Below are 23,760 nucleotides of genomic sequence, written 5' to 3'. Positions count from 1 at the left end.
GAACCCGACGCGCCCATCGCGCCCCGGAGAAAACCGTATGGAAAACATCGACCTCTACATGAACCGCATCGGCCAGCAGGCCCGTGCCGCCTCGCGCGCCATGGCGCGCGCCGATACCGCCGCCAAGAACCAGGCGCTGCTGCTCATTGCCGCAGCCATCCGCCGCGACGCCGACGCCCTGCGCGCCGCCAATGCGCTGGACCTGGAAGCGGCCCGCGCCAACGGCCTGGCCGAGGCCATGCTGGACCGCCTGACCCTGTCGGACAAGGCCATCGCCACCATGGCCGAAGGCCTGGAGCAGATCGCCTCCCTGCCCGATCCCATCGGCGAGATCAGCAACATGAAGTACCGCCCCACCGGCATCCAGGTCGGCCAGATGCGCGTGCCGCTGGGCGTGATCGGCATCATCTACGAAGCCCGACCCAACGTCACGGTGGACGCCGCCGGCCTGTGCATCAAGAGCGGCAACGCCACCATCCTGCGCGGCGGCTCCGAAGCGATCCACTGCAACCAGGCCCTGGCCAAGCTGGTCAAGGAAGGCCTGGCCGGCGCCGGCCTGCCGGAACAAGCGGTGCAGGTGGTCGAGACCACCGACCGCGCCGCCGTGGGCGCGCTCATCACCATGCAAGAGTACGTGGACGTGATCGTCCCGCGCGGCGGCAAGGGCCTGATCGAGCGCCTGATGAAGGAAGCCAAGGTGCCCATGATCAAGCACCTGGACGGCATCTGCCATGTGTACATCGATGACAAGGCCGACACCCGCAAGGCCCTGGACGTAGCCTTCAACGCCAAGTGCCATCGCTATGGCACCTGCAACACCATGGAAACCCTGCTGGTGGCGCGCAACATCGCCGCGGCCATCCTGCCGCCGCTCTCCGAGCTGTATCGCGTCAAGGAAGTGGAACTGCGCTGCGACGCCGAAGCCGCCGAGATCCTGGCCGGCTACCCGCTGCTCAAAGCCGCCACCGAAGAAGACTGGGACACCGAATACCTGGCCCCCATCCTGGCCGTGAAGGTGGTGGCCGACATGGACGAGGCCATCGAGCACATCAACCGCCATTCGTCCCAGCACACCGAGAGCATCATCACCGAGGACTACACCCGCGCCATGCGTTTCCTGCGCGAAGTGGATTCGGCCTCGGTCATGGTCAATGCTTCCACGCGCTTTGCCGACGGCTTCGAATATGGCCTGGGCGCCGAGATCGGCATCTCCAACGACAAGCTGCACGCACGCGGCCCGGTCGGACTGGAAGGCCTGACCTCGCTGAAGTACATAGTGCTGGGCAACGGCCAGGTGCGCCAGTAAGCCTTCACCCCATCCTCAACGCCTACGCCATCGACAAGGACAGCCATGCTCTGGATCAAAGCCCTGCACATCGTCTTCATCGCCTCCTGGTTCGCCGGGCTGTTCTACCTGCCGCGCATCTTCGTGAACCTGGCCCAGGAAACCGAGGTGGCGAGCCGCGAACGCCTGCTGGGCATGGCGCGCCGGCTGTACCGCTTCACCGGCATGATCTCGCTGGTGGCGCTGGCGCTGGGCGTATGGCTGCTGGTCCTGACCTGGCAATTCTGGAAGGGTCCGGGCAATGGCTGGCTGCATGCCAAGCTGTTCCTAGTGGTGCTGGTGATCGGCTATCAGCATGCCTGCGGTTCGCTGCTCAAGAAATTCGAACACGGCAAGAACGTGCGCAGCCACGTCTGGTACCGCTGGTTCAACGAGGTGCCGGTGCTGCTGATGCTGGCCATCGTGATCCTGGTCGTCGTCAAGCCGTTCTGACCGTTCTGCATCGTCCCAGTCCAAGTCCACGTACGCTTCATTCCACACCCACATCCTTCCGGAGCCGGTCATGAGCAAAGTCTGTGAGTACTTCTTCGCGCCGCATTCGCCCTTCGCCTACCTGGGTCACGATCGTTTCGTCGCCCTGGCCGACAAATACCAGGTGCAGATCCTGCCCAAGCCCTTCGACCTGTCCAAGATCTTCGGCGTCTCCGGCGGCCTGCCGCTGGCCAAGCGGGCGCCGCAGCGCCAGGCCTATCGCTTGAAGGAACTGGCGCGCTGGAGCGAATTCCTGGGCAAGCCCATGATCCTGCAGCCGGCCCATTTCCCGGTCAACAGCGACAATGCCGCGCGCCTGATCATCGCCACCCAGCTGGCCCACGGCACCGCCGCCGCGCTGCGTCTGGCCGGTGCGGTCATGCGCGCAGTCTGGGAAGAACAGAAGAACATCGCCGACCCCGACACCCTGGTGGCCATCGCCAATGTCCAGGAACACGATGGCGCAGCCCTGCTGAAGTCGGCCGAAACGGCCAGCGTGCAAGCCGAATTCGACCGCTTCACCGATGAAGCCAATGCCGCCAGCGTCTTTGGCGCGCCCTGGTTCATCTATGAAGGCGAAGGCTACTGGGGCCAGGACCGCCTGGACTTCCTCGAGCGGGCTTTCGCGAAAGCCTGAGCGGCCAGCGTACAATGACGCCGGACTGCGCACCGAGCCGCGCAGTCCGGCTTTTTTCATTTTTGTTACTTTGTTTTCCAACGGATAAAAGGTACTCCCATGCAATCTCCCGACACCAACTACTCTTACTTCTGTCCCTGCCCGCGCGGCCTGGAAGCCGCCCTGGCCGAAGAACTCAACGAGATCGCCCAGCACGCCGGTCCCGCCGCCAACCTCAAGGTGCACAACCAGGTGCCTGGCGGCGTGCACTGCTCGGGCACGCTGCTGGCGGCCTACCAGATGAACCTGCACTCGCGCATCGCCAGCCGCGTGCTGCTGCGCATGGGCCATGGTTCCTACAAGAATGAAAACGACATCTACGACCTGACGCTCGCGCAAGCCTGGGAAGACTGGTTCAAGGTCTCGCACACCATCCGCGTGGACCTGACTGCGGTGAAGTCGCCCCTGCGCAGCCTGGAATTCACCACGCTCAAGATCAAGGACGCCATCTGCGACCGCTTCCTCGACCAGTTCAAGCTGCGTCCCTCGGTCAACACGCGTACGCCTGACATGCGCATCGCCGGCTTCGTCGACGCCCACAACTTCACGGTCTACCTGGATACCTCGGGCGAGGCGCTGTTCAAGCGCGGCTGGCGCGAAGAGACCGGCGACGCGCCGCTGCGCGAGAACCTGGCCGCCGGCCTCTTGCGCACGGCCGGCTGGAAGCCGGGCGTGCCGCTGTTCGATCCCATGTGCGGCTCCGGCACCATCCTGGCCGAGGCCGCGCAGATCATCGCCGGCGTGCCGCCGGGCGCACGCCGCCGCTTCGCCTTCGAGAAGTTCAGCAACTTCGACGCCGATGCCTGGTTCGCCATCAAGGGCGATTTCAAACCCAATCCCATCCCGACCACGCCCACGCTCTTCGGCAGCGACATCTCCGGCGACATGGTCGAGCTGACCCGCAAGAACCTGGTGCGCGCCGGCGTGCATTTCGAGGTGCCGCTGAAGCAGATCGAAGCCCAGGAAATCAAGCCGCCGGTGGACGCCGAGGGCAAGCCGCTGGTCGGCATCATCCTCTCCAACCCGCCCTACGGCGAACGGATCGGCGTGCGCGGCGATCGCGCCCTGCCGACCGAAGAATTGTTTGCGCAATTCTTCAGCGCCTTCTCCAGCACCCTGAAGCAGCGCTTTGCCGGCTGGAGCGTGTTCCTGTTCTCGGCTGACCTGGGCCTGCCCAAGCTGATGCGCCTGAAGGAATCGCGCAAGACCCCGTTCTTCAACGGCGCCCTGGAATGCCGCCTGTTCCGCTTCGACATGGTGGCCGGCTACAACCGCCGTGAAGAAGCCAAGCCGGTTTCGCGCGACAGCGAAGACTGATCTTCGCGGGCACGGATGGATTGTCAACCTCACCAAGACAATCCATCCCGCCACCACCGGTTTATCCGGCCCGCCTTCTCCCCTACAGTGTGGACATGGTCATTGCTGATAGCGCCGCAAGAAAAATGCGCAACGCCGACCATCCTTCATCCACTCCACACTTTCCCGGGATCATCATGAGCACCGTCACTGTCAACACCCGCGCCGACTACGCCGCCTTCCTGCTGCGCGTTACCATGGGCGTCTTCTTCCTGGTCCACGCCGGCCTGAAGATCTTCGTCTTCACCCCGGCCGGCACCGTCGGCTTCTTTGCTTCGCTGGGCGTACCGGGCTGGTTCGCCTATCCGGTCATCGCACTGGAAGTGGTCGGCGGCATTGCGCTGGTACTGGGCTACTATGGCCGCTGGCTGGCCCTGCCGCTGGCAGCCGACCTGCTGGGCGCGATCGTGCTGGTGCATGGCAAGGCCGGCTTCTTCTTCACCAACCCCAAGGGCGGCTGGGAATACCTGGCGCTGTGGATCGTCGGCCTGATCGCGGTGTTCCTGCTGGGCGACGGCGCCTTTGCCTTGAAGCGTGAAGAGCCGCGCAGGTAACGGCACAGCTCATCACAAGTCATCACTGGTCATACAAACAGCCGGGCCGCACGCCCGGCGTCAATGTTTTATATCATTTAGTGCAATATCCAAGGAATCCCGTCATGTCCACCATCGCCGCTGATAGCCTCCCCCTGCCCTCGCTGTTCGTCTCGCACGGTTCGCCCATGCTGGCCGTGGAGCCTGGTCGCACCGGTCCGCTGCTGGCCGGCATCGGCGCGACGCTGCCGCGTCCGCGTGGCATCGTGGTGGTGTCGCCGCACTGGGAAACCTTCACCCCGCGTGTGGGCAACCAGGCCAAGCCGCGCGTGATCCATGACTTCGGTGGTTTCCCGCCAGCACTCTACGAACTGGACTACCCCGCCCCCGGCGCCCCGGCCCTGGCCGAACACGTGGCGCAACGCCTGCGCGACGGCGGCCTGCCGGCCCATACCGATGGCGGCTGGGGCCTGGACCATGGCGCCTGGGTGCCGCTGCGCTACCTGTATCCGCAGGCCGATGTGCCGGTGATCCAGCTGTCGCTGCAATCGCAGCAGCCGCCGGCCTATCACTTCCAGGTGGGCCAGTTGCTGGCGCCCCTGGCGAAGGAAGGCATCCTGCTGGTGGGCTCGGGCAGCTTCACGCACAACCTGCGCGAACTGCGCCGCAACGACGCCGATAGCGGCGATGCCCCGCATACGCTGCAATTCCTGCAATGGTTCCTGGACCGCATGCAGGCCGGCGACCGCGACGCCCTGTTCGGCTACCGGACCACCGCCCCGCACGCCGTGCGCAATCATCCCAGCGATGAACACCTGCTGACCCTTTTCTTTGCCATGGGTGCGGCCGATGACTGGACCCAGCTGGTACACCTGGACAGTGGTTCGACGTATCATAGCCTGCGCATGGACGCCTTTGCCTTCGGCACCGGCTCCCGCCTGCTGGCGCAACAACCGGTCGCCGCCTGAGTCGCCCCTGCTCGAGGGCGCACGCGGCGCCTTCAGGGGATAGATGATTTGAACAAACTGCGCGAAATCGAATGCTTCATCGCCGTGGCCGACCTGGGCAGCTTCGTCAAGGCCGCCGAGGCCCTCGGCATTTCCAAGGCGGCGGTCTCGCGCACGGTGCTGGAACTGGAAGCCCGCCTGGGCTCGCGGCTGATGCAGCGGACCACGCGCCGGCTCTCGCTCACCGAAGCCGGCGCCCTCTATCTGGAACGCTGCAAGCAGATCGTCGCCGCCCTCGAAGAGGCCGATGACCTGCTCTCCTCCGGCAGCGCCAAGCCCACCGGCCTGTTGCGCATCAATGCCCCGCTCACCTTCGGCGTCTTGCACCTGGCCCCGCTGTGGCCGATGTTCCTGGAGCGCCATCCCGAGATCTCGCTGGACATTACCCTGTCGGACCGCATCGTCGATATCATCGACGAGGGTTATGACATGGCCATCCGTATCGCCCGCCTGTCCGACTCCACCCTGGTCCATCGCAAGCTCACCAGCACCAGCCTGCATGTCTGCGCCTCGCCCGCCTATCTCGACGCCCACGGCACGCCGGCCCATCCGCACGAACTGGCCCAGCACCAAACCATCAGCTACAGCTACAACCAGAGCAAGGACGAATGGCAGTTCAACGGCCCGGAAGGTCCGGTGAGCGTGCGCGTGAGTTCGCGCCTGCACGTCAACAATGGCGACAGCTGCGTACAGGCGGCGCTGGGCGGCATCGGCATCACCCGCCAGCCCACCTTCATGATCGACCAGTACCTGCGCAGCGGCCAGTTGGTCTCCATCCTGGGAGACTATGGCGCGCCCGAACTGGGCATCTACGCGGTCTATCCCAGCCGCGCCCACCTGCCGGCCAAGATGCGGGCCATGCTGGATTTCCTTACCGAGGCCTTCGCCCAGGTCCACTGGAACGACTGAGGCGGCATCCCACCACGTTCTCATCCTCCGCCTGCGGCTTCCCGCAGGACGGAGATGAAACGCCTGCTGCAAATTTTTTCATGCGGACCCACCTGCCGGCTGACTCGCCTTGTAGGGTACACGCTGTTTCCTTCCTATCCATGGCCTTATAGCCAGATTCCGCCGCCTGACTCGCTTTCATTACCGGTCTGCCAGACCTGGACGGCATTGACACTGCGTTTTGCTTGAAGCACAGTGACCACATAGCAGACGTAATGTCCATAATACGGACAAATAAAAATACAGCCGTCGACGCCCCACTCAACAGGAGACACCCATGAGCAGCCCCATGCCCGCCGATTCGCGCATGCAGCCCTATCAATTCCCCAACCCCAAGGAAGCGCCGCTGGAGATCGTCGTCAACCCGGCCATCCCCGAGGATGAGCGCATCTGGGTGCCGCAGGCCGAGAACGTCTGGTTCCGACCGCTGTGCCTGAATGTCTCGCAGGGCTACTGGACCAACCTGCTGCGCGTACGCAAGTCGGGTGTGCTGTCGCGCCACCGCCATCCGGCGCCGGTGCATGGCATGGTCCTCAAGGGGAAGTGGCGCTACCTGGAACACGACTGGATCGCCGAGCAAGGCAGCTACGTCTTCGAGCCGCCGGGCGAGACCCACACCCTCTACGTGCCCGAAGAGGTGGACGAGATGATCACCTACTTTCACATCACCGGCGTCATGTTCTATTGCGATCCCTGGGGCAAGTTCGAAGGCTACGAGGATGTCTTCACCAAGCTCGACATGTGCCGCAAGCACTATGAAGCGGTTGGACTGGGCAGTGATTACGTCGATCGCTTCGTACGCTGAGGATGAATGAAATGACTTATTCCCGCGCATCCTATGACTTTGGCGACTGCGTGGCCGTGGTCACCGGCGGCCATGGCGGCATCGGCGCAGCCATCAGCGCGCGCCTGGCCGCTGGCGGCGCGCAGGTAGTGGTCTGGGACCAGCACCATGACGCGGCCTCGCCCTATCGGCAACAAAGCATCGACATCACCGACGCCCCTGCGGTCATGCAGGCCGCCCAGGAATTGCTGGCCGACACCGGCCGCATCGATTTCCTCATCAACAACGCCGGTTACGCTGGTCCCACCGTGCCACTGGACGAGTATGACGTGGGTGAGTGGCATCGCATCGTGCAGGTCAACCTGCTGGGCGTCTTCCATGCCTGCCGCAGCGTAACGCCAGCCATGCGCGCGGCCAGACGCGGACGCATCGTCAACATCGCCTCGCTGGCCGGCAAGGAAGGCACGCCCAATGCCTCGGCCTACAGCGCCGCCAAGGCGGGCGTGCTGGCGCTGACCAAGTCGCTGGGCAAGGAGCTGGCCGAGAGCGGCGTGCTGGTCAACGCCATTGCACCAGCGGCCGTAAAGACCGCGCTGCTGGGACAGATGTCGCCGGCGCATGTGCAGACCATGATCGCCAAGAGCCCCATGCATCGCCTGGGCAGCGTCGATGAGGTCGCCGACATGTGCGCATGGCTGTGCTCCGGTTCCTGCAGCTTCAATACCGGCGCAGTGTTCGATCTCTCGGGCGGGCGCGCGACCTACTGAGCGGCTTGCCGCTCGACCAAAGGAATCATCCGGGCAAGCAAGGATCGCCGCCCGAGCCAGGCCACACCGAGGCCTGACTCGGGCGGCGCCGGAGCAGTAGCAGGGACGGCATCCACAACGTCCTCAAGACAGCATCCTTGCATGACGCTTCGGCCATGTCATCGACAGCGAGCACCGCAACAGACGGAGCCGGCACGAAGCAAGCCAATGGCATTGACTCATTCACACTGGAGACGTAACCCATGGAAGTCCAAAAGGAAAAGAGCCCCCGGCTCAAACGCATACAGGTGGTCGCGCTGAGCTTCCTGATGCTGGCCGGCATCGTCAACTACCTCGACCGCAGCACCCTGTCCATCGCCAATCACTCGGTGAGCCAGGAACTCAATCTCTCTGCCTCGCAGATGGGCCTGTTGCTCTCGGCCTTCTCGCTGGCCTATGCCTTCTCGCAATTGCCCATCGGCGCCATGCTCGACAAGTTCGGCGCACGCGTGATGCTGGGCGCGGGCATGTTCATCTGGTCGGTGGCGCAGCTGGCCGGCGGCTTCGTCAACAACCTGCAGCAGTTCCTGGTGGCGCGGGTCTTCCTGGGGCTAGGCGAAGCGCCGCAGTTCCCGGCCGGCGCCAAGGTGGTCTCGGAATGGTTTGCCATGCGCGAGCGCGGCGGACCGACCGGCATCTTCGTGGCCTCCTCCACCATCGGACCGGCGCTGGCGCCGCCCATCCTCACGATCCTGATGCTGTCTTTCGGCTGGCGCATGATGTTCGTCATCATGGGCGTGCTGGGCATCGCCGTCTCGGTGGGCTGGTACCTGTTCTACCGCAATCGCAACGAAGTCCAGCTCACGCCCTCCGAAGTGCTCTACCTGGCCGATGACCACGACAATGATCCCAACGCCAATGCCAAGCTGAGCTGGAGCGAATGGAAGAGCCTCTTCACCTACCGCACCACCTGGGGCATGCTGTTCGGCTTCATGGGCGTGATCTACATGGTGTGGCTGTACCTGACCTGGCTGCCGGCCTATCTGGAGCATGAGCGCCACCTCTCCATTGCGCGCACCGGCTGGGTGGTGGTGATCCCCTACATCTTCGGTACGCTCGGCATGCTCTCTTCCGGCTATATCGCCGATGGCCTGATGAAGCGCGGCATGCCCGCCATCCGCAGCCGCAAATGGCCGATCTGCGCAGGCCTGATCGGCGCCGGCGCCTTCACCATCCCGGCGGCCTACACCCCCAGCACGACCATGGCCATCGTCTACATCTCGCTGGCCATGGCCTTCGTGAACATGGCTTCGGGCGGCGCATGGGCGCTGGTGTCGGTGGCCATTCCGCGCCGCCTGGTGGCGTCGCTGGGCAGCATGCAGAACTTCGGCGGCTATCTCGGCGGCTCGCTCGCCCCCGTGATCACCGGCGTGGTGGTGGACCAGACCCACTCCTTCGTCAACGCCCTCCTGATCAGCGCCGCCGTCGCCTTTGCCGCAGCACTGGTCTACATGTTCGTGGTGGACAAACCCATCGAGTCCCACGCCTGATCCTCCCCACCGTCATGCACCAGTAGCCTGACCCGATGCCGCCGCCTGCGGGTAGCGGCATCCAGCCAGTCTCCTGCCACCCACCACAAGGAAAACAATGAGCTTCATTCCCGATCTGCTCAAGGGCAAGACCGCCCTGGTCACCGGCGGTACGCAAGGCATAGGCGCGGCTGTCGCGCGACAACTGGTTGCACTCGGCGCCCGCGTGATCGCCGCCGGCCTGCCGCCCTTTGCGCATGAAGAATTCGCCGGCAGCGAGGTCACCCTGGTGGAGATGAACGTCGCCAGCGAAGAGAGCGTACGCGCTGCATTGGCCGGCCTCACGCAACTGGACATCGTGGTCAACTGCGCCGGCATCATCAAGCGAGGCGCGGAACTGGAGACGGAAGTATTCGAGCAGGTCATCGCCGTGAACCTCACCGGCACCATGCGCGTATGCGCCGCCGCGCGCGAGCTGCTCAGGCAGTCCAGGGGCTGCATCGTCAATACGGCGTCCATGCTCAGCTTCTTCGGCGGCGGCCTGGTACCCGGCTACAGCGCCAGCAAGGGCGGCGTAGCGCAACTGACCAAGTCGCTGGCCATTGCCTATGCCGCTGACGGCATCCGCGTCAATGCGGTGGCGCCCGGCTGGATCGCCACTCCACTGACCCAGGCCCTGCAGGACGACCCCGTGCGCGCCGGCCCCATCCTGGCGCGCACCCCGCTGGGCCGCTGGGGGCAGCCGGAAGACGTCGGCCAGGTGGTGGCCTTCCTGTGTTCACCGGCGGCGTCCTTCATGACCGGCGCCATCGTGCCGGTGGATGGCGGCTACCTGGTGGCCTGAGCCATCCGCCCTGCTTTCACGTGCAATGCCATTTGCCCGCGCCGAGGCTCCAGGCGGCGCGGGATTTTTTACGCAGGGGCTCCGCTATAATCTCCCGCGACTCCGTTTCCATCGCCCGCGCTCATGCCCGCCCACGCCCTACCTCCAGATGACGCCGCCAGGATCGCCGGCACCGCCGCCTTCTCCAAGTTCATGGTGGTGCTGCAACTGATCGCCGACCAGGACGCGCCCTTGAACATCGCGCAACTGGCCGCATTGTCGGGCTATCCGCGGCCAACCGTCTATCGCATCCTGGCTGCACTGATGGCCGAAGGCATGGTGGTGGAAAACCCGCGCAACAAGCAGTATGAAGTCGGTCCGCGTCTCATCAACCTGGCCAGCCGCGCCTGGGACCGCAGCGACATCCGCACCACCGCCATCGAGTCCTTGCGCCAGCTGCGCGACCTCACCCGCGAGACCGTGCACCTGGCCGTGCCCAGCGATCACAGCATGGTCTACATCGAGAAGCTGGAAAGTCCACAAGCAGTGCGCATGGATTCACGCATCGGCACCCGCGTGACCTTGTATTCGAGTTCGGTGGGCAAGGCCTATCTGGCCGGACTGGAAGAAGCGCATCGCGAACGCCTGATGCGTACGCTGCATCTGCAAGCCTTCACCGCCAACACGCATACCGAACTGGCCGCCCTGCGCGCCGATGTGGAAGACACCCGCGCACGCGGCTACGCCGAAGACCGTGAAGAAAACGAAGCCCAGATTTTCTGTTACGGCGCGGCCATCGTCGGTGCCGATGGCGTGCCGGTCGCCTGCGTGAGCGTGAGCATTCCGCTCTATCGTCGCCTGCCCGATGCACAGCAGGCCTATGTGCAACCGCTGCTGCAAGCCTGTGCGACGATCTCGCGCAAGCTCGCCGGACCGGGCTGATCCCGGTCCAGCCTTGCTACAACACATCCATCAAGGGATCACCCGATCAGGCCTCCGGCGGCAACTCCACCTTGTAGATCTCCTTGCCGTCGGTGTTGTGCAGCGTGACGGTGAGCGTCTTGCTCTTCGCATCGATCTTGCCGATGCCAAAGAATTGCAGCAGTTCCGCCGGTGAGCGGTTCTGCTTCATGTCCGCCGGGATGCTGACGAAACGCACATCCGGACCGAAGGTGCGATCGATCTCGCCAGGTCCGAAGGTGCCGGCATTGATCGGCCCGCCGACGAATTCCCAGAAGGGCTTGAAGTCGGTGAACTGGGCCCGCTCCGGTGCGTAGTGCGTGGCCGAGGCGTAGTGCACATCGGCCGTCACCCAGACCACGTTCTTGATGTCATGCTGCTTGATGAAGCGCAGCAGCTCGGCCACTTCCAGTTCGCGCCCGGAGGGCTTGCCATTGTCGGCATTGGCCCAGGCTTCGAAGGTCCCCTTGGGCACATCCGGGTTCAGGTCCGGCACCACGATGGAGAGCGGCATATCGCTGGCGATCAGCTTCCAGGTCGAGCGCGAACGCAGCAGCGCCTGCTTAATCCAGCGCATCTGCTCGGGGCCGAGGAAGTCGGCATCGTGCCCGCCCTTCTGGCGATTGGGCGAATTGCGGCCGCGATAGCTGCGCTCATCCAGCATGAACACTTCCAGCAGCGGCCCATGGTTGAAGGAGCGATAGATGCGGAAAGGATCGGCGCTGTCGATGCGGAAGGGATTGTGTTCGAACATGGCCTGGCGCGCACGGGCGGCCAGCACATCGATGTTGCGTTCGTCGTAGCGCTTTTCAGCCGCGCCGATCTCCTGGCCCGGGTACCAGTTGTTGCGCACCTCGTGGTCGTCCCACTGGACCAGGAACGGCACCTCGGCGGCGAAACGGCGCTTGTTGGCGTCCAGCATGTTGTAGGCGAAGTTGCCGCGATAGTCGTCCAGCGTCTGCGCTACCTTGGACTTGGCTTCGGTCACCACATTGCGCCACAGGCTGCCATCGTCCAGCTTCACTTCAGCCTGGATCGGCCCATCGGCATAGATCTGGTCACCCGAATGGATGAAGAAATCCGGACGGAAGCGGCGCATGCTTTCGTACACGCGATAACCGCCCCACTGCTCGTTGATGCCCCAGCCCTGGCCGGCTTCATCGCCCGAGAAGGCAAAGGTGATGTCACGCGCCTGGCCGTGCGCTGAGGCTGGCATCATGAGACTGCCGGTGAGCGGCTCGCTCAGCGCCGACTCATGCACCAGGTCCTGGAAGCGCACGCGGTAATACAGGCGCTGGCCGGCAGGCAAGTCGCGCAGGTCCACGCGGGCGGTGTAGTCCTCCCGCGCCAGCGCCGTGGGACCGGCGATACGGACGGGGTTGGAGAAGTTCCCGCTGGTCGAGTACTCGACCAGCATGCGGGCATTGCGGTCGGCCCGCGCCCAGAGGATGGCGCTGTCGCGGGTGACATCCCCGCTCATGACGCCGCCCGGCAATTGCGGGCGCAGGCGTTCGGAAGTGACGATGGCCGGTGCGGCCGGGGTGGCGGACAAAGCGGCCGGGCTGGCAAGCGCGGCGGCAGTGGTGACGGTGGTGACCGCACTGTCGCGCAGGAAGCGGCGGCGGCTGTGGTCGGCTGGCGGGTTCTGGTCTGGCATGGCGACTCCTGTGAGGGGGTGAGCGATACACGGGGGATTGCAATTTAGCAATCATGTATGACCGTCCCATGAAATCGCGCTGACTAATGCTGACCCTGCCCGAAATGCGGTGATTTTCATCGACACTGGGGGGAATGGAATACCGCCCCCATCCAGCGCACCAAAATGAAGCTCGACATCCTCCCGCCCCCTCTGCATGCACGGAGTTCGTGCAGCACTTTGCCGGACAAGACACTGACGCACTAAAAAAGTCTTTTTGAATCAATGATCTGCTGAATTCTCACCAAAATGGAACGGAAATTGCTTTAGTCCTGGCTTTCAAGCATTTCCTCGCACACTTTTTGGGAGATTTTCTGGTGGACGATCACAAAAACGGCGCAGACGCCCTCTTCATCCTGCTAGGGGCGATCATGATCCTGGCCATGCATGCCGGCTTCGCCTTCCTTGAGCTGGGCACAGTGCGCAAGAAGAACCAGGTCAATGCCCTGGTCAAGATCCTGGCGGACTTTGCCGTATCGACCATCGTCTATTTCTTCATCGGCTACTACGTCGCCTATCGCGTGAGCTTCTTCGCCGGCGCCGAGACGCTGGCGCAGCGCAGCGGCTTCGAGCTGGTGAAGTTCTTCTTCCTGCTGACCTTTGCCGCCGCGATCCCGGCCATCATCTCGGGCGGCATTGCCGAGCGTTCCAAGTTCAATCCGCAGCTGGTGGCCACGGCCGTGCTGGTGGGCCTGGTCTATCCCTTCTTCGAGGGCATTGCATGGAACCAGCACCTGGGCGTGCAAGCCTGGCTGGCCGCCACCTTCGACGCAGAATTCCACGACTTCGCCGGCTCCATCGTGGTCCACGCCGTCGGCGGCTGGATCGCCCTGCCCGCCGTGCTGCTGCTGGGCGCGCGCCGAGGCCGCTACAGCAAGGAAGGCGCGGTTGCTGCGCATCCGCCCTCCAACATTCCCTTCCTGGCATTGGGCGCGTGGATCCTGACGGTGGGCTGGTTCGGCTTCAACGTGATGAGCGCGCAGACGCTGGACAAGATGAATGGCCTGGTCGCGATGAATTCGCTCATGGCCATGGCCGGCGGCACACTGGTAGCGCTGCTGATGGGCCGCAATGACCCCGGCTTCGCCTACAACGGCCCGCTGGCCGGCCTGGTGGCGGTATGCGCCGGCTCGGACCTGATGCACCCGCTGGGCGCACTGGTCACCGGCGGCATTGCCGGGGCGATCTTCGTGTGGATGTTTACCCGCACCCAGAACAAATGGAAGATCGACGACGTGCTGGGCGTGTGGCCGCTGCACGGGCTGTGCGGATTGTGGGGCGGCCTGGCGGCGGGCATCTTCGGCCTGCAGGCGCTGGGGGGCCGGGGTGGCGTGTCCTTCCTGTCACAACTGATCGGCAGCGTGATGGGCATTGTCATTGCAGCGCTGGGCGGGTGGATCGTGTATGGCTTGCTCAAGAAGGCAGTCGGTATCCGCCTTGATCCGGAGCAGGAGTTCGAAGGGGCGGATCTGGCCATTCACAAGATTTCTTCTACGGCGGAGAGGGAGACCAGTTGGTAAATGAATTGCAGCGCTGGCAGAAAAACATCCGTTGAACATAGAGCTTGTCTATCAATGGCCAGGAACGATGATGACTCCTGGCCAATGGGCAACAGCGTACTGCCAGTGAGCTCTTCAACCTGAATCGCCAAGTATTGCGTGGGACGCATCAACTACTTGCCAGAACAACAGCGCCTTCTGCAAATACACCTCGTACGAGAATTCGCTAAAGTCACCATTGGACGCCGCGCCTCAGGCATATCAGTCCGAATAAATTTAATATTCGCCAAGTTTTCCTTCTAGCTCAGCTGTTTTCTTGCTGGGATCCGTCTTCTTCATAGTCCGGTCGGAATATCATCCTCCCCAACAGCGAGCTTCTCTCTCCATCGCTAACTACCTCTCGTCATTTACGACCAGTCCCAGAGTTCCAGCAACAAGACCTTGATGGCATGCGCCTTAGTCATTTCGACGGCAGGCTCAAGCCCCGAGCGGAAAGCTGACCGTGGTGAAAACAGATCCCCAAATGCTCTGCGAGAGGTCTATCAAAATGCTCAATCGAGACTGTTGAAATACTTGCTCAAATCATTCATGGAGTATCGATGGCGGACGTGAAAAAGGCCCCGTATTACCACCTGCAGAAAGGTCTATTCGGATCCAAATTAAAAGAATTCAGCGCAATTCGAGGATGCATCCCACTGAACACACCAAGAGGCATAGCGATTGACAGAGCCGCCCCCGGCGTGAAGCCACCTCCGCCCATACCCACTGCGACGGCAGAAAAGACTCAGGAGCGATCTGCGCCGCCGCAAGACATACAGAATCCCAAAGCGAGCCAACAAAAGAAGAAAGCGCAACCTGAACAACTGGAAGTAGAGGTTTGCGACAATCCGCCTATTTTCGATCTTCAGGATGTGCCCGTTGCCATGGACAATTTGGGCTGGACTGTCTCGGCGAAACTGGCGCGAAGGTGGTTTTCCGGTCCCGCCCACATCTATGACAACAATCCAAAGTCGATCCAGCCGATCAACGACACCGATGTGACGCTTGAATGGGTGCTGAAGTTTGGGATCGTCAAGAAAAAATATGAAGAACTCTTGTCCAAAGACATCTACAATGCCGCCGCCGTTGATTCAGCCAAACAGAAGATTCTGACGAGAATAAGAAAACGGTTTTCAGAGGAGCGAACCAACGATCTTAGCTTCAACACATCTCAATCTTTGACAGATCTTCTGCAATTTCACATCGACTGGCAATTTCAACTCTCCTCACTAAGTGACGGAGATACCTTTGATGGCTTCACCCTGACAGATCTTACGGGAGCATTGGCAAACTTCAATATCTACGTCGCTGTCGGTAGCGTTGACATCTCCGGCGAAAAGTATTTCAGATACGAAAAATCAAAAAGCCTTTATTGCCTCGACGCCGTTGGCACGATTACGCATGTCTACGCTTACGTGAAAGACAACTACTCATTCAATGGCGAACAATATTTGGGGCACTGGAATAGGCATGGAATTATCATTGCGCCAGGTACATGGCTTATAGGGTCTAATAAACCAAAGAGGGATTTAGATATTGATATATGGGTAAAGGCCATCAACAAACCGGTAGACACCCGCAGGAGTTTCTTCGCTAATTTCAGGGAGTCAGATGTCTATTTCCCGGTCTTTAACGCTGACTACAATCGATGGCGGGAGAAACATGACAGAGGCCAAGATTTCATGATCTATTCGAAGCCCGTGTACCTCAAACTGAAAAAACCTATCGTGTTCAAACTTGGCGAGATATGCAGACTAGAGCCGTTAAACTCATTGGCATAGCGTTGGTGGTCTATATTGGATTTGGTCTTTGCGCCCACCTTGCTCAACCGACCTATGGACGCTGCGAATCCTTCACGAAGGATCTAAACGGTGGCGAGAAGATATTTCATGGTGCAATGTACGACATCAAGCTGTGCGGGGCCGACATCAAGAACGGTACCAAAATCAGACTCCAGGTCTTCGGTAGGTCCGGGGATTTACTCGCCGAGCGCTACTTCTCTTACTACGTGAATTCGGCGACTGAACGTGATCTGACTGAAGGAGTAGATTCAATCATCTATTTCGACAGCGCTAGGGAAAGTCCCATGCAGTCGATATCGATCCCTCCCACCAAATGGGATTGGATCCGGGCACGGTTACCCCTATTTTGAGTGCACTCCCCCCCTCATAAATAGGCGTGAGATGCGTTCCAATAATCCGTATGCAGATGGACCTATATTCACTGCCTCACGGCCTGGCCAAGGCGCATAGGAACGCACCTTGGCCAGACGGGTTCCTGCGTCAACAGGAACTGACGGGACGCAGTCCGGGAAAATTTCGCTCAGACTAAAGGTCGGGCAAGCACCAGCAGGCCCCTCTGGTCTGTCGACCTCTCAATGATCACAGTACGGCGCCTCCCTCAGCAAGCTCGGCCATATCGCCGCCCAGTCTCCCTCATGGGATAACCCAGGTAGCACCCTCAGATGCGCGCAGGCCCCGACCTGCTGGACGAACGCCCTGGCAAACCGCTCCGGCACGATGACGTCGTCGCTTCCACTGAAATGAAGTTGCGCAATCCCGGCGACGCGGCTTGCCACATCGATGGCGTTGAGTGAATCCGACATCGGCGTCACCTTGTGCCAGCGGTTCAACGCGACGTGATCCAGATTTCCAGCCACCGTGCGCACGGTGGCCACATCGTTGCGGCGTGCGGCGATCAACACCGCGATGGCGCCGCCGCCGGAATATCCGACCAGATTGACACGCTGACCAGGAACGCGTTCAAGGTAATGCCCGACCGCCTCGTTCATCGCCGCTACCACCTCGGGAGCAAATCGTTTGCCCGTCCAATAGCCGACATTGCAGGCGGGGTTGCTGGCCATGGGCGTGAATTGGCAAGGTCGCGCCAGGTAGACCATGTTGGCGCTGTTGTCCGCCGCCGCCAGCGACAATCCCAAGGCTTTGCGCGGCGTGGGATCTGCAGAGGGCTCGTAGCGGCTACGCCAGGCCAGGCCATCGCCCTCGATATACAGGTTCAACGGCTGGTCCAGGCGGCTGATGCGCACATAGGCGGTCAGCAGGAAGGGACCGCTCCTGGTGAGCTCGCGCCGCAAGCCAGCCGCTTGCGTCATGGCATCGGCGTTCGCCAAGGGGTCGCTGGCGCAAGCGGACAAGAGCAGCAGCAGGGCTGCAATGAGCAGACGGCTCATGACTGGCATCGTGCCAGCGTGAATTGATCTTGTGTTGATGAACATGCCGAGAAACATGGCGACTGAAGACAGCTCCTTCATACGTCCGGCCAGGCCGGGATCGGGTCCTACGATGAAATGCGAAAGCCGGATCACTACTGCTACACCTTCTCCAACACAACGACACTCCAACGTACATCAGTACGGTCGAACATATCGGCACGTTCGCTGAGGTGTCGCGCCTGCAAACCGGATTGCGCCGCCAGTTCAACAGTTTCGTGCGGTGAGACATCAAACATCTGCCTGCCTGGAGGAACAGGACCATGCCGCAGTGTCATCATGACCTTCCCCTCGGGACCTAACAACCCGGCAATCGCCTGCATCGCAATTTCCCGCTCCTGTTTTTCCAGATGCATCCATACCGCGGTGAGCAATATCAAGTCAAAAGTTCGCCCCAGTCGCTTGGCCACCTGCAGATCAGGAAGATGATCATCAATCCAGTGGATATCGAGCAAGGCGTGACGTCGCTGGCCTTCTTCGCGTAATTCCTTCGAAGGTTCTATTGCCGTGACAGCGTGTCCCTTGCGCGCCAGCGCAGCGGAGTCGCGGCCAGAGCCTGCGCCAATGTCCAGGATCGCGCTGGGCTGGGTTGGAAACAAATGAAGGACGTCGTGATGGAGGGCCTCGAATTCGATGCTTTCATACTGCGTTGCCAACTGCGCCGCGTTTTCTCCATAGCCGGCGGTTCCTGCCACTTTCTTTTCCATCTTCTTCCTCTTGTTATCAATACTCATCAATGACGCTGGTTGCCGCTGGATGCCAATTAGTGCTTGTTCTCCCACCCGCTGATTTCCAATGCGTGCGTCTCCACCCACGTATCCAAGGCGCAAACGATGCTGCTCAACGATACCCCCAGCGGTGTCAGCGAATATTCAACATGCGGCGGAACGGTCTGGTAGCTCATGCGACTTACCAGACCATGTTGCTCAAGACGGCGCAAGGCCTGGATCAGCATCTTTTCCGATACGCCGCCAATGCGCCTTCTCAACTCAGCTGTTCGATACGTCTTCTCACTTAACGCGTGCAAGACGAGCAGGGTCCATTTTTCGGCCAGCAGCGCCAACACGTCGCGCGCGGGACAATCCGCCAGAAACACGCTGCAGTCAATCTGGCGGAATTTTTTTCTCTCTTTTTCCATACTTACCGTCAGGTTAGTACTTTAACTATCGTCACTTAGGGCTCACCATTATCAGCCACAAGCTGCCTGTCGCGGCTGTTGATGTTGTGAATGTTGTTGATGCTGTTGAGACTGTTTATCTTACTTTGATGGTGATAGTGATGAAACTGATTGTCCTGATTTTCGCATCCGTACTCTCGGCAATGAGTGCGGCAACCGTCCACGCTGCCGATGGCCCGCAATTGACGGCGGCACAAACCTTCTCTCAAACTCCTGGGATTTATCGCGTGCTTGTTGGTGACTTCAAAGTCACGGTGCTGACCGACGGCACCACCCCTGTGCCTTTCGACCAGATCATGCATGGCATGGACAAGCACGCGCTGACTGCCCAGTTCCGCGATGCCGGGGAGCCGGTGAATCGTGAAACCTCCATCAATGCCTTTCTGATCGATACCGGCGAACGACGCATTCTGATCGATAGCGGCGCCGGCAAGGTCTTTGGTTCTTGCTGCGGCCATCTGGTCGAGACGCTCAAGATCGCCGGCTATGATCCCGCCTCCATTGATGCCGTGCTCTTGACGCATGTCCATGGCGACCATTCGGCAGGTCTGGCCCGAGACGGTGAAAGGCAGTTTCCCAACGCAGATGTCTTCCTGGCCAAGAGCGAGCTGGATTACTGGATGAGTGATTCCGCCAAAGCGCAGGCCAAGGCCAGCCACCAGCAGATGTTCGTTGAAGGACGGGCAGCGCTGGCGCCCTATCTGGCGGCGGGACGCATCAGGACATTCAGCGGAAGAACGACCCTGTTCCCGGGCATAGAAGCCATTCCGGCGCCGGGCCACACGCCGGGTCATAGCTTCTACGACATCGAAAGCCGAGGTCGTCGGATGCGCGTCGTCGGCGATATCATCCATGCCGCAGAGGTGCAACTTCCCCATCCGAACGTGACCGTGGATTTCGATGCAGACGAGGCGCAGGCCGCCCGAACCCGGATAGCAGCGCTGGAAGCGCTGGCGCAGTCGCATGAACTGGTTGCGGGACCGCACCTCTCCTTTCCTGGACTGGGGCATATCCTCCGCGCGGGAGATGGCTTTGCCTGGGCGCCCATTCCTTACTCGGCCGTCGTGCGGGACGTGGGCAACTGAGGACCGGCCCTCTTCATCGCCCCCTCAGTCCGGCAAGGAACGGATTGCCTCCAACAGGAAATTCGCCGATTTGGGCGCCGGCCTGGAACGATTGGTGATGGCGTAGACCTTGTTGGCCGTAGGCAAGTCGATCCGGCGCATCTGTATTTCCTTGTCTGCGTGCCCTGCCTTGGCGGTGAAGTGATCGACCACGGCGATGCCAATACGCGCCTCTACCAGCGATCGCGCCAAGGTATAGGTCTGCACCGTGACCTTGACATCGGGAGGGGGAGACACGCCTGCCAGCCACGCTGATACCGATGCTCCCAGATGGGAGCGGATATCGATGGAGATGAAAGGCTGTCCGGCAATCTCATCTGGCGTGATGGGAGTATCGAGCCGCTCTTGCGGCCACCACTGGGCCGGCGCGATGGCATAGATGTCACAGTCGCACACGACCGTGGTGATCAGGTTGGGATGCGAGATCGGCTGCATGGTCAGGGCGATATCGACCTCGTTGAGCAACAGCGAGTACAGCAGTTCACGGGTATGCGAGGCCGACAGCAGGCATTCTGAATCGGGATGCGCCTGGCACCACAATGCCACGGCCTTGGGTGCAAGATGATGCGCAATGGCCGGCGTGGCTGCAATGCGCAAGGGCGCCTCGCTCCCGCTGGCGAGATTGCTGACCACCCGCCGGATGCGCGCCAGCTGTTCATCAAAAGGCTGCAATTCCTGCTGCAGCCGTAATGCTTCCGGGGTGGGAACCAGCTTCCCACCCGAACGCAGAAACAATGCAAAGCCCACCGTTTGTTCGGCGTGTCGCAGCATCTTGCTGATGGCCGGCTGCGTCACGTTGAGCAATCTTGCCGCCCCGATGGCGCTGCCGGTCTGCATGATGGCGCTGAAAATCTCGATATGACGCAGGCGCATGGCAGCTCCAGACAATGGACAAACAAGTATATAACCTTAGGTTATGGGGCAGCAATTTCTTCTCATTGGACGATGGCCAGCCCGCTCTCCTATAGTCGACACATGCAGATGATGGCGCGGCTTGCCGATCATCCGACATCAAGAACATCGACAATATTGAGGAGAAGATGCCAATGGCAACTACGCGAGCGCAGAAAATGATCTGCCTGTCGGCCCTGTTCCTGGCCTGGGCCGTGGGCTATGCAGACCGCATCGTGATGAGCACGGCGATCATACCGATCAGCAAGGAATTCGCCCTGGATGCGCAACAGGCCGGCATGGTGCTCAGCGCCTTCTACGTCAGCTATGCGCTCATGCAACTCATGGGCGGATGGCTGTCCGACCGCTACGGCTCACGCATCGTCGTTGTCATGTGTGTGGTGGCCTGGTCCTTGTTTACCGGGCTCACCAGCATGGCCTGGTCATTCGCCTCACTGCTGCTGATCCGCTTCCTGTTCGGCGCCGGAGAAGGATGCTTCTCCCCTGCCAGCTCGGTCACCGTCGCGGAAGTCTTTCCGCAACAAGAGCGTGCACGCGCCAAATCCTTTCTGATCTCCACGGTCTTTCTGGGCAATGCGGTCGGCTCGGGAATGGTGGCGCTGACGGTGGTCTATCTCGGCTGGCGCGGCACCTTCCACATTCTTGCCTTCGTGGGCATGATCGTGGCCGCGATCCTGTGGCTGGCGCTGAGAAGCGGCATGGCCGCACAACAGGCAAGAAGCGCCGCGCGTCCAAAGAATCAACTGCGCGAGCTGGTCAAGAATCCCACCGCCTTGCGCCTCACCGCCATCTGGTTCTGTACCAGCATCGTCTATATCGGGATGATCTCCTGGATGCCTTCCTTTCTGTTGAAGGTGTATCAGATCGATCTGCTGCATATCGGCATCGCATCGGCGATCCCTTATCTGCTGGCGTTTCTGGGCACCAATGTAGTGGGCTGGCTGCTGGACAAGCACGGCAAGGGGCGTGAGAAGTACTTCATGATGGGTGGCGCGCTGGCTTGCGCGGTGTTTCTGGCGCTCATGATCTCCACCACGGTCATCGAGTTGCTGGTGGTCTACTGGACCTTGTGCCTGCTGTCATTCAATTTTGTCTACGCCACCGTCTTTTCCGTCCCGCTGAAGCACTTCCCTTCGCACCTGATCGGCAGCGCCACCGGCCTGATGAATTTTGGCGGCCAGCTGGCCGGCTCGATCGCCCCGGTGGTCATGGGCAGCCTGATCGTCGCGTTCAATGGCGCTTACCTGGCCGCCTTCTGGTTCCTGGTGGGTTCGGCCATGATGTCCTTCCTCATTGCCATGACCTGGCGGCTGGCGCCACCAGCGGCGCCAGCGGCGACCCTGCCGGAGACGTCGTCTTCCCACACCTCCTGATTCCTTTCAACAAGTTCATACGAGACATGCAGATGCAAAACAGTCCAGCATTCGATCTGCTGATCACCGGCGGCACGATCATCGATGGCAGCAAGGCGCCACGATTCCGCGCCGACATCGGTGTTCGCCATGGCCGCATTGCCGAGATCGGCAACCTGTCGCATCGCCAGGCGGCGCAAAGGATAGACGCCAGCGGCAAGATAGTGGCGCCCGGCTTCATCGATTCCCATACCCATGATGACCAGGCGGTGCTCTCGCAACCCGACATGACATTCAAGATCTCGCAGGGTGTCACCACGGTAATCACAGGAAATTGCGGCATCAGCATCGCGCCGCTGCGTGCCGGCACGCCATTGCCGGCGCCGCTCAGCCTGCTCGACGATGCCGACGGGACCCGCTTTGAGACATTCAGCAGCTATCTGGACGCCTTGCGCCAGACGCCATCGGCAGTCAACGTCGCGGCCATGGTGGGCCATTCCACCTTGCGCGTGATGACGATGGATGCGCTGGAAAGAGAAGCCCGACCAGATGAAATCAGCGCCATGAACGCCTTGCTGGATGAAGCCCTGGAAGCCGGCGCCATCGGCATTTCCACCGGGACTTACTACCCGCCGGCAGCGCATGCGAGCACCCAGGAAGTCATCGACGTGTGCCGCCCCATTGCCGGGACCGGCGCACTCTACGTCACGCATATGCGCGACGAGGCCGACAAATCGATGGAGGCGCTGGAGGAGAGCTTCCTGATCGGCCGGGAGCTGAATGCACCGGTGGTGATTTCGCATCACAAGTTGCAGCGTGCACATAACTTCGGCAAGTCCTCCCAGACCCTGGCGCGCATACGCCAGGCCATGCAATGCCAGTGCGTGGCCCTGGACTGCTATCCCTACAACGCCAGTTCCACCATGTTGCACCGGGACCCCAAGCGCTTGGTCGGGCGCATCTTGATCAGCTCGAGCAAGCCGCATCCGGAGCAGGCTGGCCGCGAGCTCGATGCGATCGCCGCCGAATGGGGCGTGAGCAAGGAAGAAGCCGCAGCGCGCCTGCAACCCGCCAGCGCCGTCTATTTCGGCATGGATGAAAGTGACGTGCGCAACATCCTTGCTTTCGACGAGACCATGATCGGATCGGACGGCATCCCCACCGGGGAAAAGCCGCATCCCCGGCTGTGGGGAACCTTCCCCCGCATCCTGGGGCATTACAGCCGGGATCTCGGGCTCTTCGATCTGGAAGTCGCCGTCTGGAAAATGACGGGCCTGACCGCGCGCAATTTCAAGCTCCACGAACGCGGCACGCTGGAGGTCGGCCATTACGCCGACATCGTAGTGTTCGACGCGGCCACGATTCGGGATACCGCCAGCTATGAAACACCGGCAGAACCCGCCCAGGGTATCGATGCCGTCATCGTCAATGGCGTGGTGACGTGGCGGCTGGGACAACACATGGGAGCAAGGGCGGGCCACGTAATTGCTCGTCACGCAGCGAGCAAGCGGCGCGATCAAGCGCCCTGCCGCTCCAAGGCAAGCAGCTGACCAG

The 23,760-nt window shown here is 61.4% G+C and carries 22 protein-coding genes; 17 read left to right on the top strand and 5 right to left on the bottom strand.

From position 1 onward, the window contains the following. The first annotated feature begins 37 nt into the window (after positions 1-37). The 12 genes from ACP92_RS02965 (at position 38) to ACP92_RS02910 (ending at position 11,160) form a co-directional block, all read left to right on the top strand. Positions 38-1,306, top strand: coding sequence for a glutamate-5-semialdehyde dehydrogenase (locus ACP92_RS02965; RefSeq protein WP_013232629.1), 1,269 nt, complete (start codon positions 38-40; stop codon positions 1,304-1,306). A gap of 45 nt (positions 1,307-1,351) precedes the next feature. Beyond that, entirely contained in the window at positions 1,352-1,777 is a 426-nt protein-coding gene (locus ACP92_RS02960; RefSeq protein WP_013232628.1) for a CopD family protein, read from the top strand. A 70-nt stretch (positions 1,778-1,847) separates the two neighbouring features. Beyond that, positions 1,848-2,453 carry a 2-hydroxychromene-2-carboxylate isomerase gene (locus ACP92_RS02955; protein ID WP_013232627.1) on the top strand — a complete coding sequence of 202 codons (606 nt, stop codon included), beginning with the start codon at positions 1,848-1,850 and terminating at the stop codon, positions 2,451-2,453. 99 nt (positions 2,454-2,552) lie between these two features. Next, complete coding sequence (locus tag ACP92_RS02950) at positions 2,553-3,809, top strand: THUMP domain-containing class I SAM-dependent RNA methyltransferase (RefSeq protein WP_013232626.1); 1,257 nt, start codon at positions 2,553-2,555, stop codon at positions 3,807-3,809. Between the two features lie 176 nt (positions 3,810-3,985). Then, complete coding sequence (locus tag ACP92_RS02945) at positions 3,986-4,402, top strand: DoxX family protein (protein WP_013232625.1); 417 nt, start codon at positions 3,986-3,988, stop codon at positions 4,400-4,402. A gap of 104 nt (positions 4,403-4,506) precedes the next feature. Next, positions 4,507-5,349, top strand: coding sequence for a dioxygenase family protein (locus ACP92_RS02940; RefSeq protein ID WP_013232624.1), 843 nt, complete (start codon positions 4,507-4,509; stop codon positions 5,347-5,349). A gap of 48 nt (positions 5,350-5,397) precedes the next feature. Continuing rightward, entirely contained in the window at positions 5,398-6,297 is a 900-nt protein-coding gene (locus ACP92_RS02935; protein ID WP_013232623.1) for a LysR family transcriptional regulator, read from the top strand. Between the two features lie 316 nt (positions 6,298-6,613). Beyond that, positions 6,614-7,141 carry a 2,4'-dihydroxyacetophenone dioxygenase family protein gene (locus tag ACP92_RS02930; protein ID WP_013232622.1) on the top strand — a complete coding sequence of 176 codons (528 nt, stop codon included), beginning with the start codon at positions 6,614-6,616 and terminating at the stop codon, positions 7,139-7,141. 11 nt (positions 7,142-7,152) lie between these two features. Next, entirely contained in the window at positions 7,153-7,887 is a 735-nt protein-coding gene (locus ACP92_RS02925; protein ID WP_013232621.1) for an SDR family NAD(P)-dependent oxidoreductase, read from the top strand. A gap of 242 nt (positions 7,888-8,129) precedes the next feature. Next, positions 8,130-9,416 carry an MFS transporter gene (locus ACP92_RS02920; protein WP_013232620.1) on the top strand — a complete coding sequence of 429 codons (1,287 nt, stop codon included), beginning with the start codon at positions 8,130-8,132 and terminating at the stop codon, positions 9,414-9,416. 97 nt (positions 9,417-9,513) lie between these two features. After that, the gene (locus ACP92_RS02915) at positions 9,514-10,239 is read left to right on the top strand and encodes an SDR family NAD(P)-dependent oxidoreductase (RefSeq protein ID WP_013232619.1); all 726 of its coding nucleotides are present in this window, start codon (positions 9,514-9,516) and stop codon (positions 10,237-10,239) included. A 123-nt stretch (positions 10,240-10,362) separates the two neighbouring features. Next, on the top strand, positions 10,363-11,160 hold the full coding sequence (locus ACP92_RS02910; protein ID WP_013232618.1) for an IclR family transcriptional regulator: 798 nt from the start codon (positions 10,363-10,365) through the stop codon (positions 11,158-11,160). A gap of 46 nt (positions 11,161-11,206) precedes the next feature. On the opposite strand, the gene ACP92_RS02905 is transcribed toward ACP92_RS02910, so the two are convergent. Beyond that, on the bottom strand, positions 11,207-12,835 hold the full coding sequence (locus tag ACP92_RS02905; RefSeq protein WP_013232617.1) for an alkaline phosphatase D family protein: 1,629 nt from the start codon (positions 12,833-12,835) through the stop codon (positions 11,207-11,209). A gap of 356 nt (positions 12,836-13,191) precedes the next feature. On the opposite strand from ACP92_RS02905, the gene ACP92_RS02900 reads away from it, so the two are divergent. Together ACP92_RS02900 and ACP92_RS02895 are read left to right on the top strand one after the other, a co-directional pair. Further along, positions 13,192-14,394: an ammonium transporter gene (locus ACP92_RS02900; RefSeq protein WP_041310099.1), complete on the top strand. Its 1,203-nt coding sequence runs from the start codon at positions 13,192-13,194 to the stop codon at positions 14,392-14,394. Between the two features lie 578 nt (positions 14,395-14,972). Beyond that, positions 14,973-16,193 carry a DUF6402 family protein gene (locus ACP92_RS02895; RefSeq protein WP_013232615.1) on the top strand — a complete coding sequence of 407 codons (1,221 nt, stop codon included), beginning with the start codon at positions 14,973-14,975 and terminating at the stop codon, positions 16,191-16,193. A gap of 593 nt (positions 16,194-16,786) precedes the next feature. Here ACP92_RS02895 and ACP92_RS02885 read toward each other — a convergent pair. The 3 genes from ACP92_RS02885 to ACP92_RS02875 form a co-directional block, all read right to left on the bottom strand. After that, complete coding sequence (locus tag ACP92_RS02885) at positions 16,787-17,611, bottom strand: alpha/beta hydrolase (protein WP_041311464.1); 825 nt, start codon at positions 17,609-17,611, stop codon at positions 16,787-16,789. 131 nt (positions 17,612-17,742) lie between these two features. Next, positions 17,743-18,348 carry a class I SAM-dependent methyltransferase gene (locus ACP92_RS02880; RefSeq protein ID WP_013232612.1) on the bottom strand — a complete coding sequence of 202 codons (606 nt, stop codon included), beginning with the start codon at positions 18,346-18,348 and terminating at the stop codon, positions 17,743-17,745. A gap of 56 nt (positions 18,349-18,404) precedes the next feature. Next, positions 18,405-18,779, bottom strand: coding sequence for a winged helix-turn-helix transcriptional regulator (locus tag ACP92_RS02875; protein WP_013232611.1), 375 nt, complete (start codon positions 18,777-18,779; stop codon positions 18,405-18,407). A 140-nt stretch (positions 18,780-18,919) separates the two neighbouring features. On the opposite strand from ACP92_RS02875, the gene ACP92_RS02870 reads away from it, so the two are divergent. Next, positions 18,920-19,903: an MBL fold metallo-hydrolase gene (locus tag ACP92_RS02870; RefSeq protein ID WP_156181688.1), complete on the top strand. Its 984-nt coding sequence runs from the start codon at positions 18,920-18,922 to the stop codon at positions 19,901-19,903. A gap of 24 nt (positions 19,904-19,927) precedes the next feature. On the opposite strand, the gene ACP92_RS02865 is transcribed toward ACP92_RS02870, so the two are convergent. After that, positions 19,928-20,815: a LysR family transcriptional regulator gene (locus ACP92_RS02865; RefSeq protein ID WP_013232609.1), complete on the bottom strand. Its 888-nt coding sequence runs from the start codon at positions 20,813-20,815 to the stop codon at positions 19,928-19,930. Between the two features lie 173 nt (positions 20,816-20,988). Between ACP92_RS02865 and ACP92_RS02860 the strand changes: the two genes are divergently transcribed. Both ACP92_RS02860 and ACP92_RS02855 read left to right on the top strand, forming a co-directional pair. Next, entirely contained in the window at positions 20,989-22,227 is a 1,239-nt protein-coding gene (locus tag ACP92_RS02860) for an MFS transporter (protein WP_167578374.1), read from the top strand. A 32-nt stretch (positions 22,228-22,259) separates the two neighbouring features. Further along, a complete protein-coding gene (locus ACP92_RS02855) occupies positions 22,260-23,756 on the top strand; it encodes an N-acyl-D-amino-acid deacylase family protein (RefSeq protein ID WP_013232607.1) in 1,497 nt (498 codons plus the stop codon). The last annotated feature ends 4 nt before the right edge of the window (positions 23,757-23,760 follow it).

This window comes from Herbaspirillum seropedicae (assembly GCF_001040945.1).
Classification (GTDB): domain Bacteria; phylum Pseudomonadota; class Gammaproteobacteria; order Burkholderiales; family Burkholderiaceae_D; genus Herbaspirillum; species Herbaspirillum seropedicae.
Note: the sequence above shows the minus strand (reverse complement) of the source record. Positions and strands in the feature narration are given on the sequence as shown.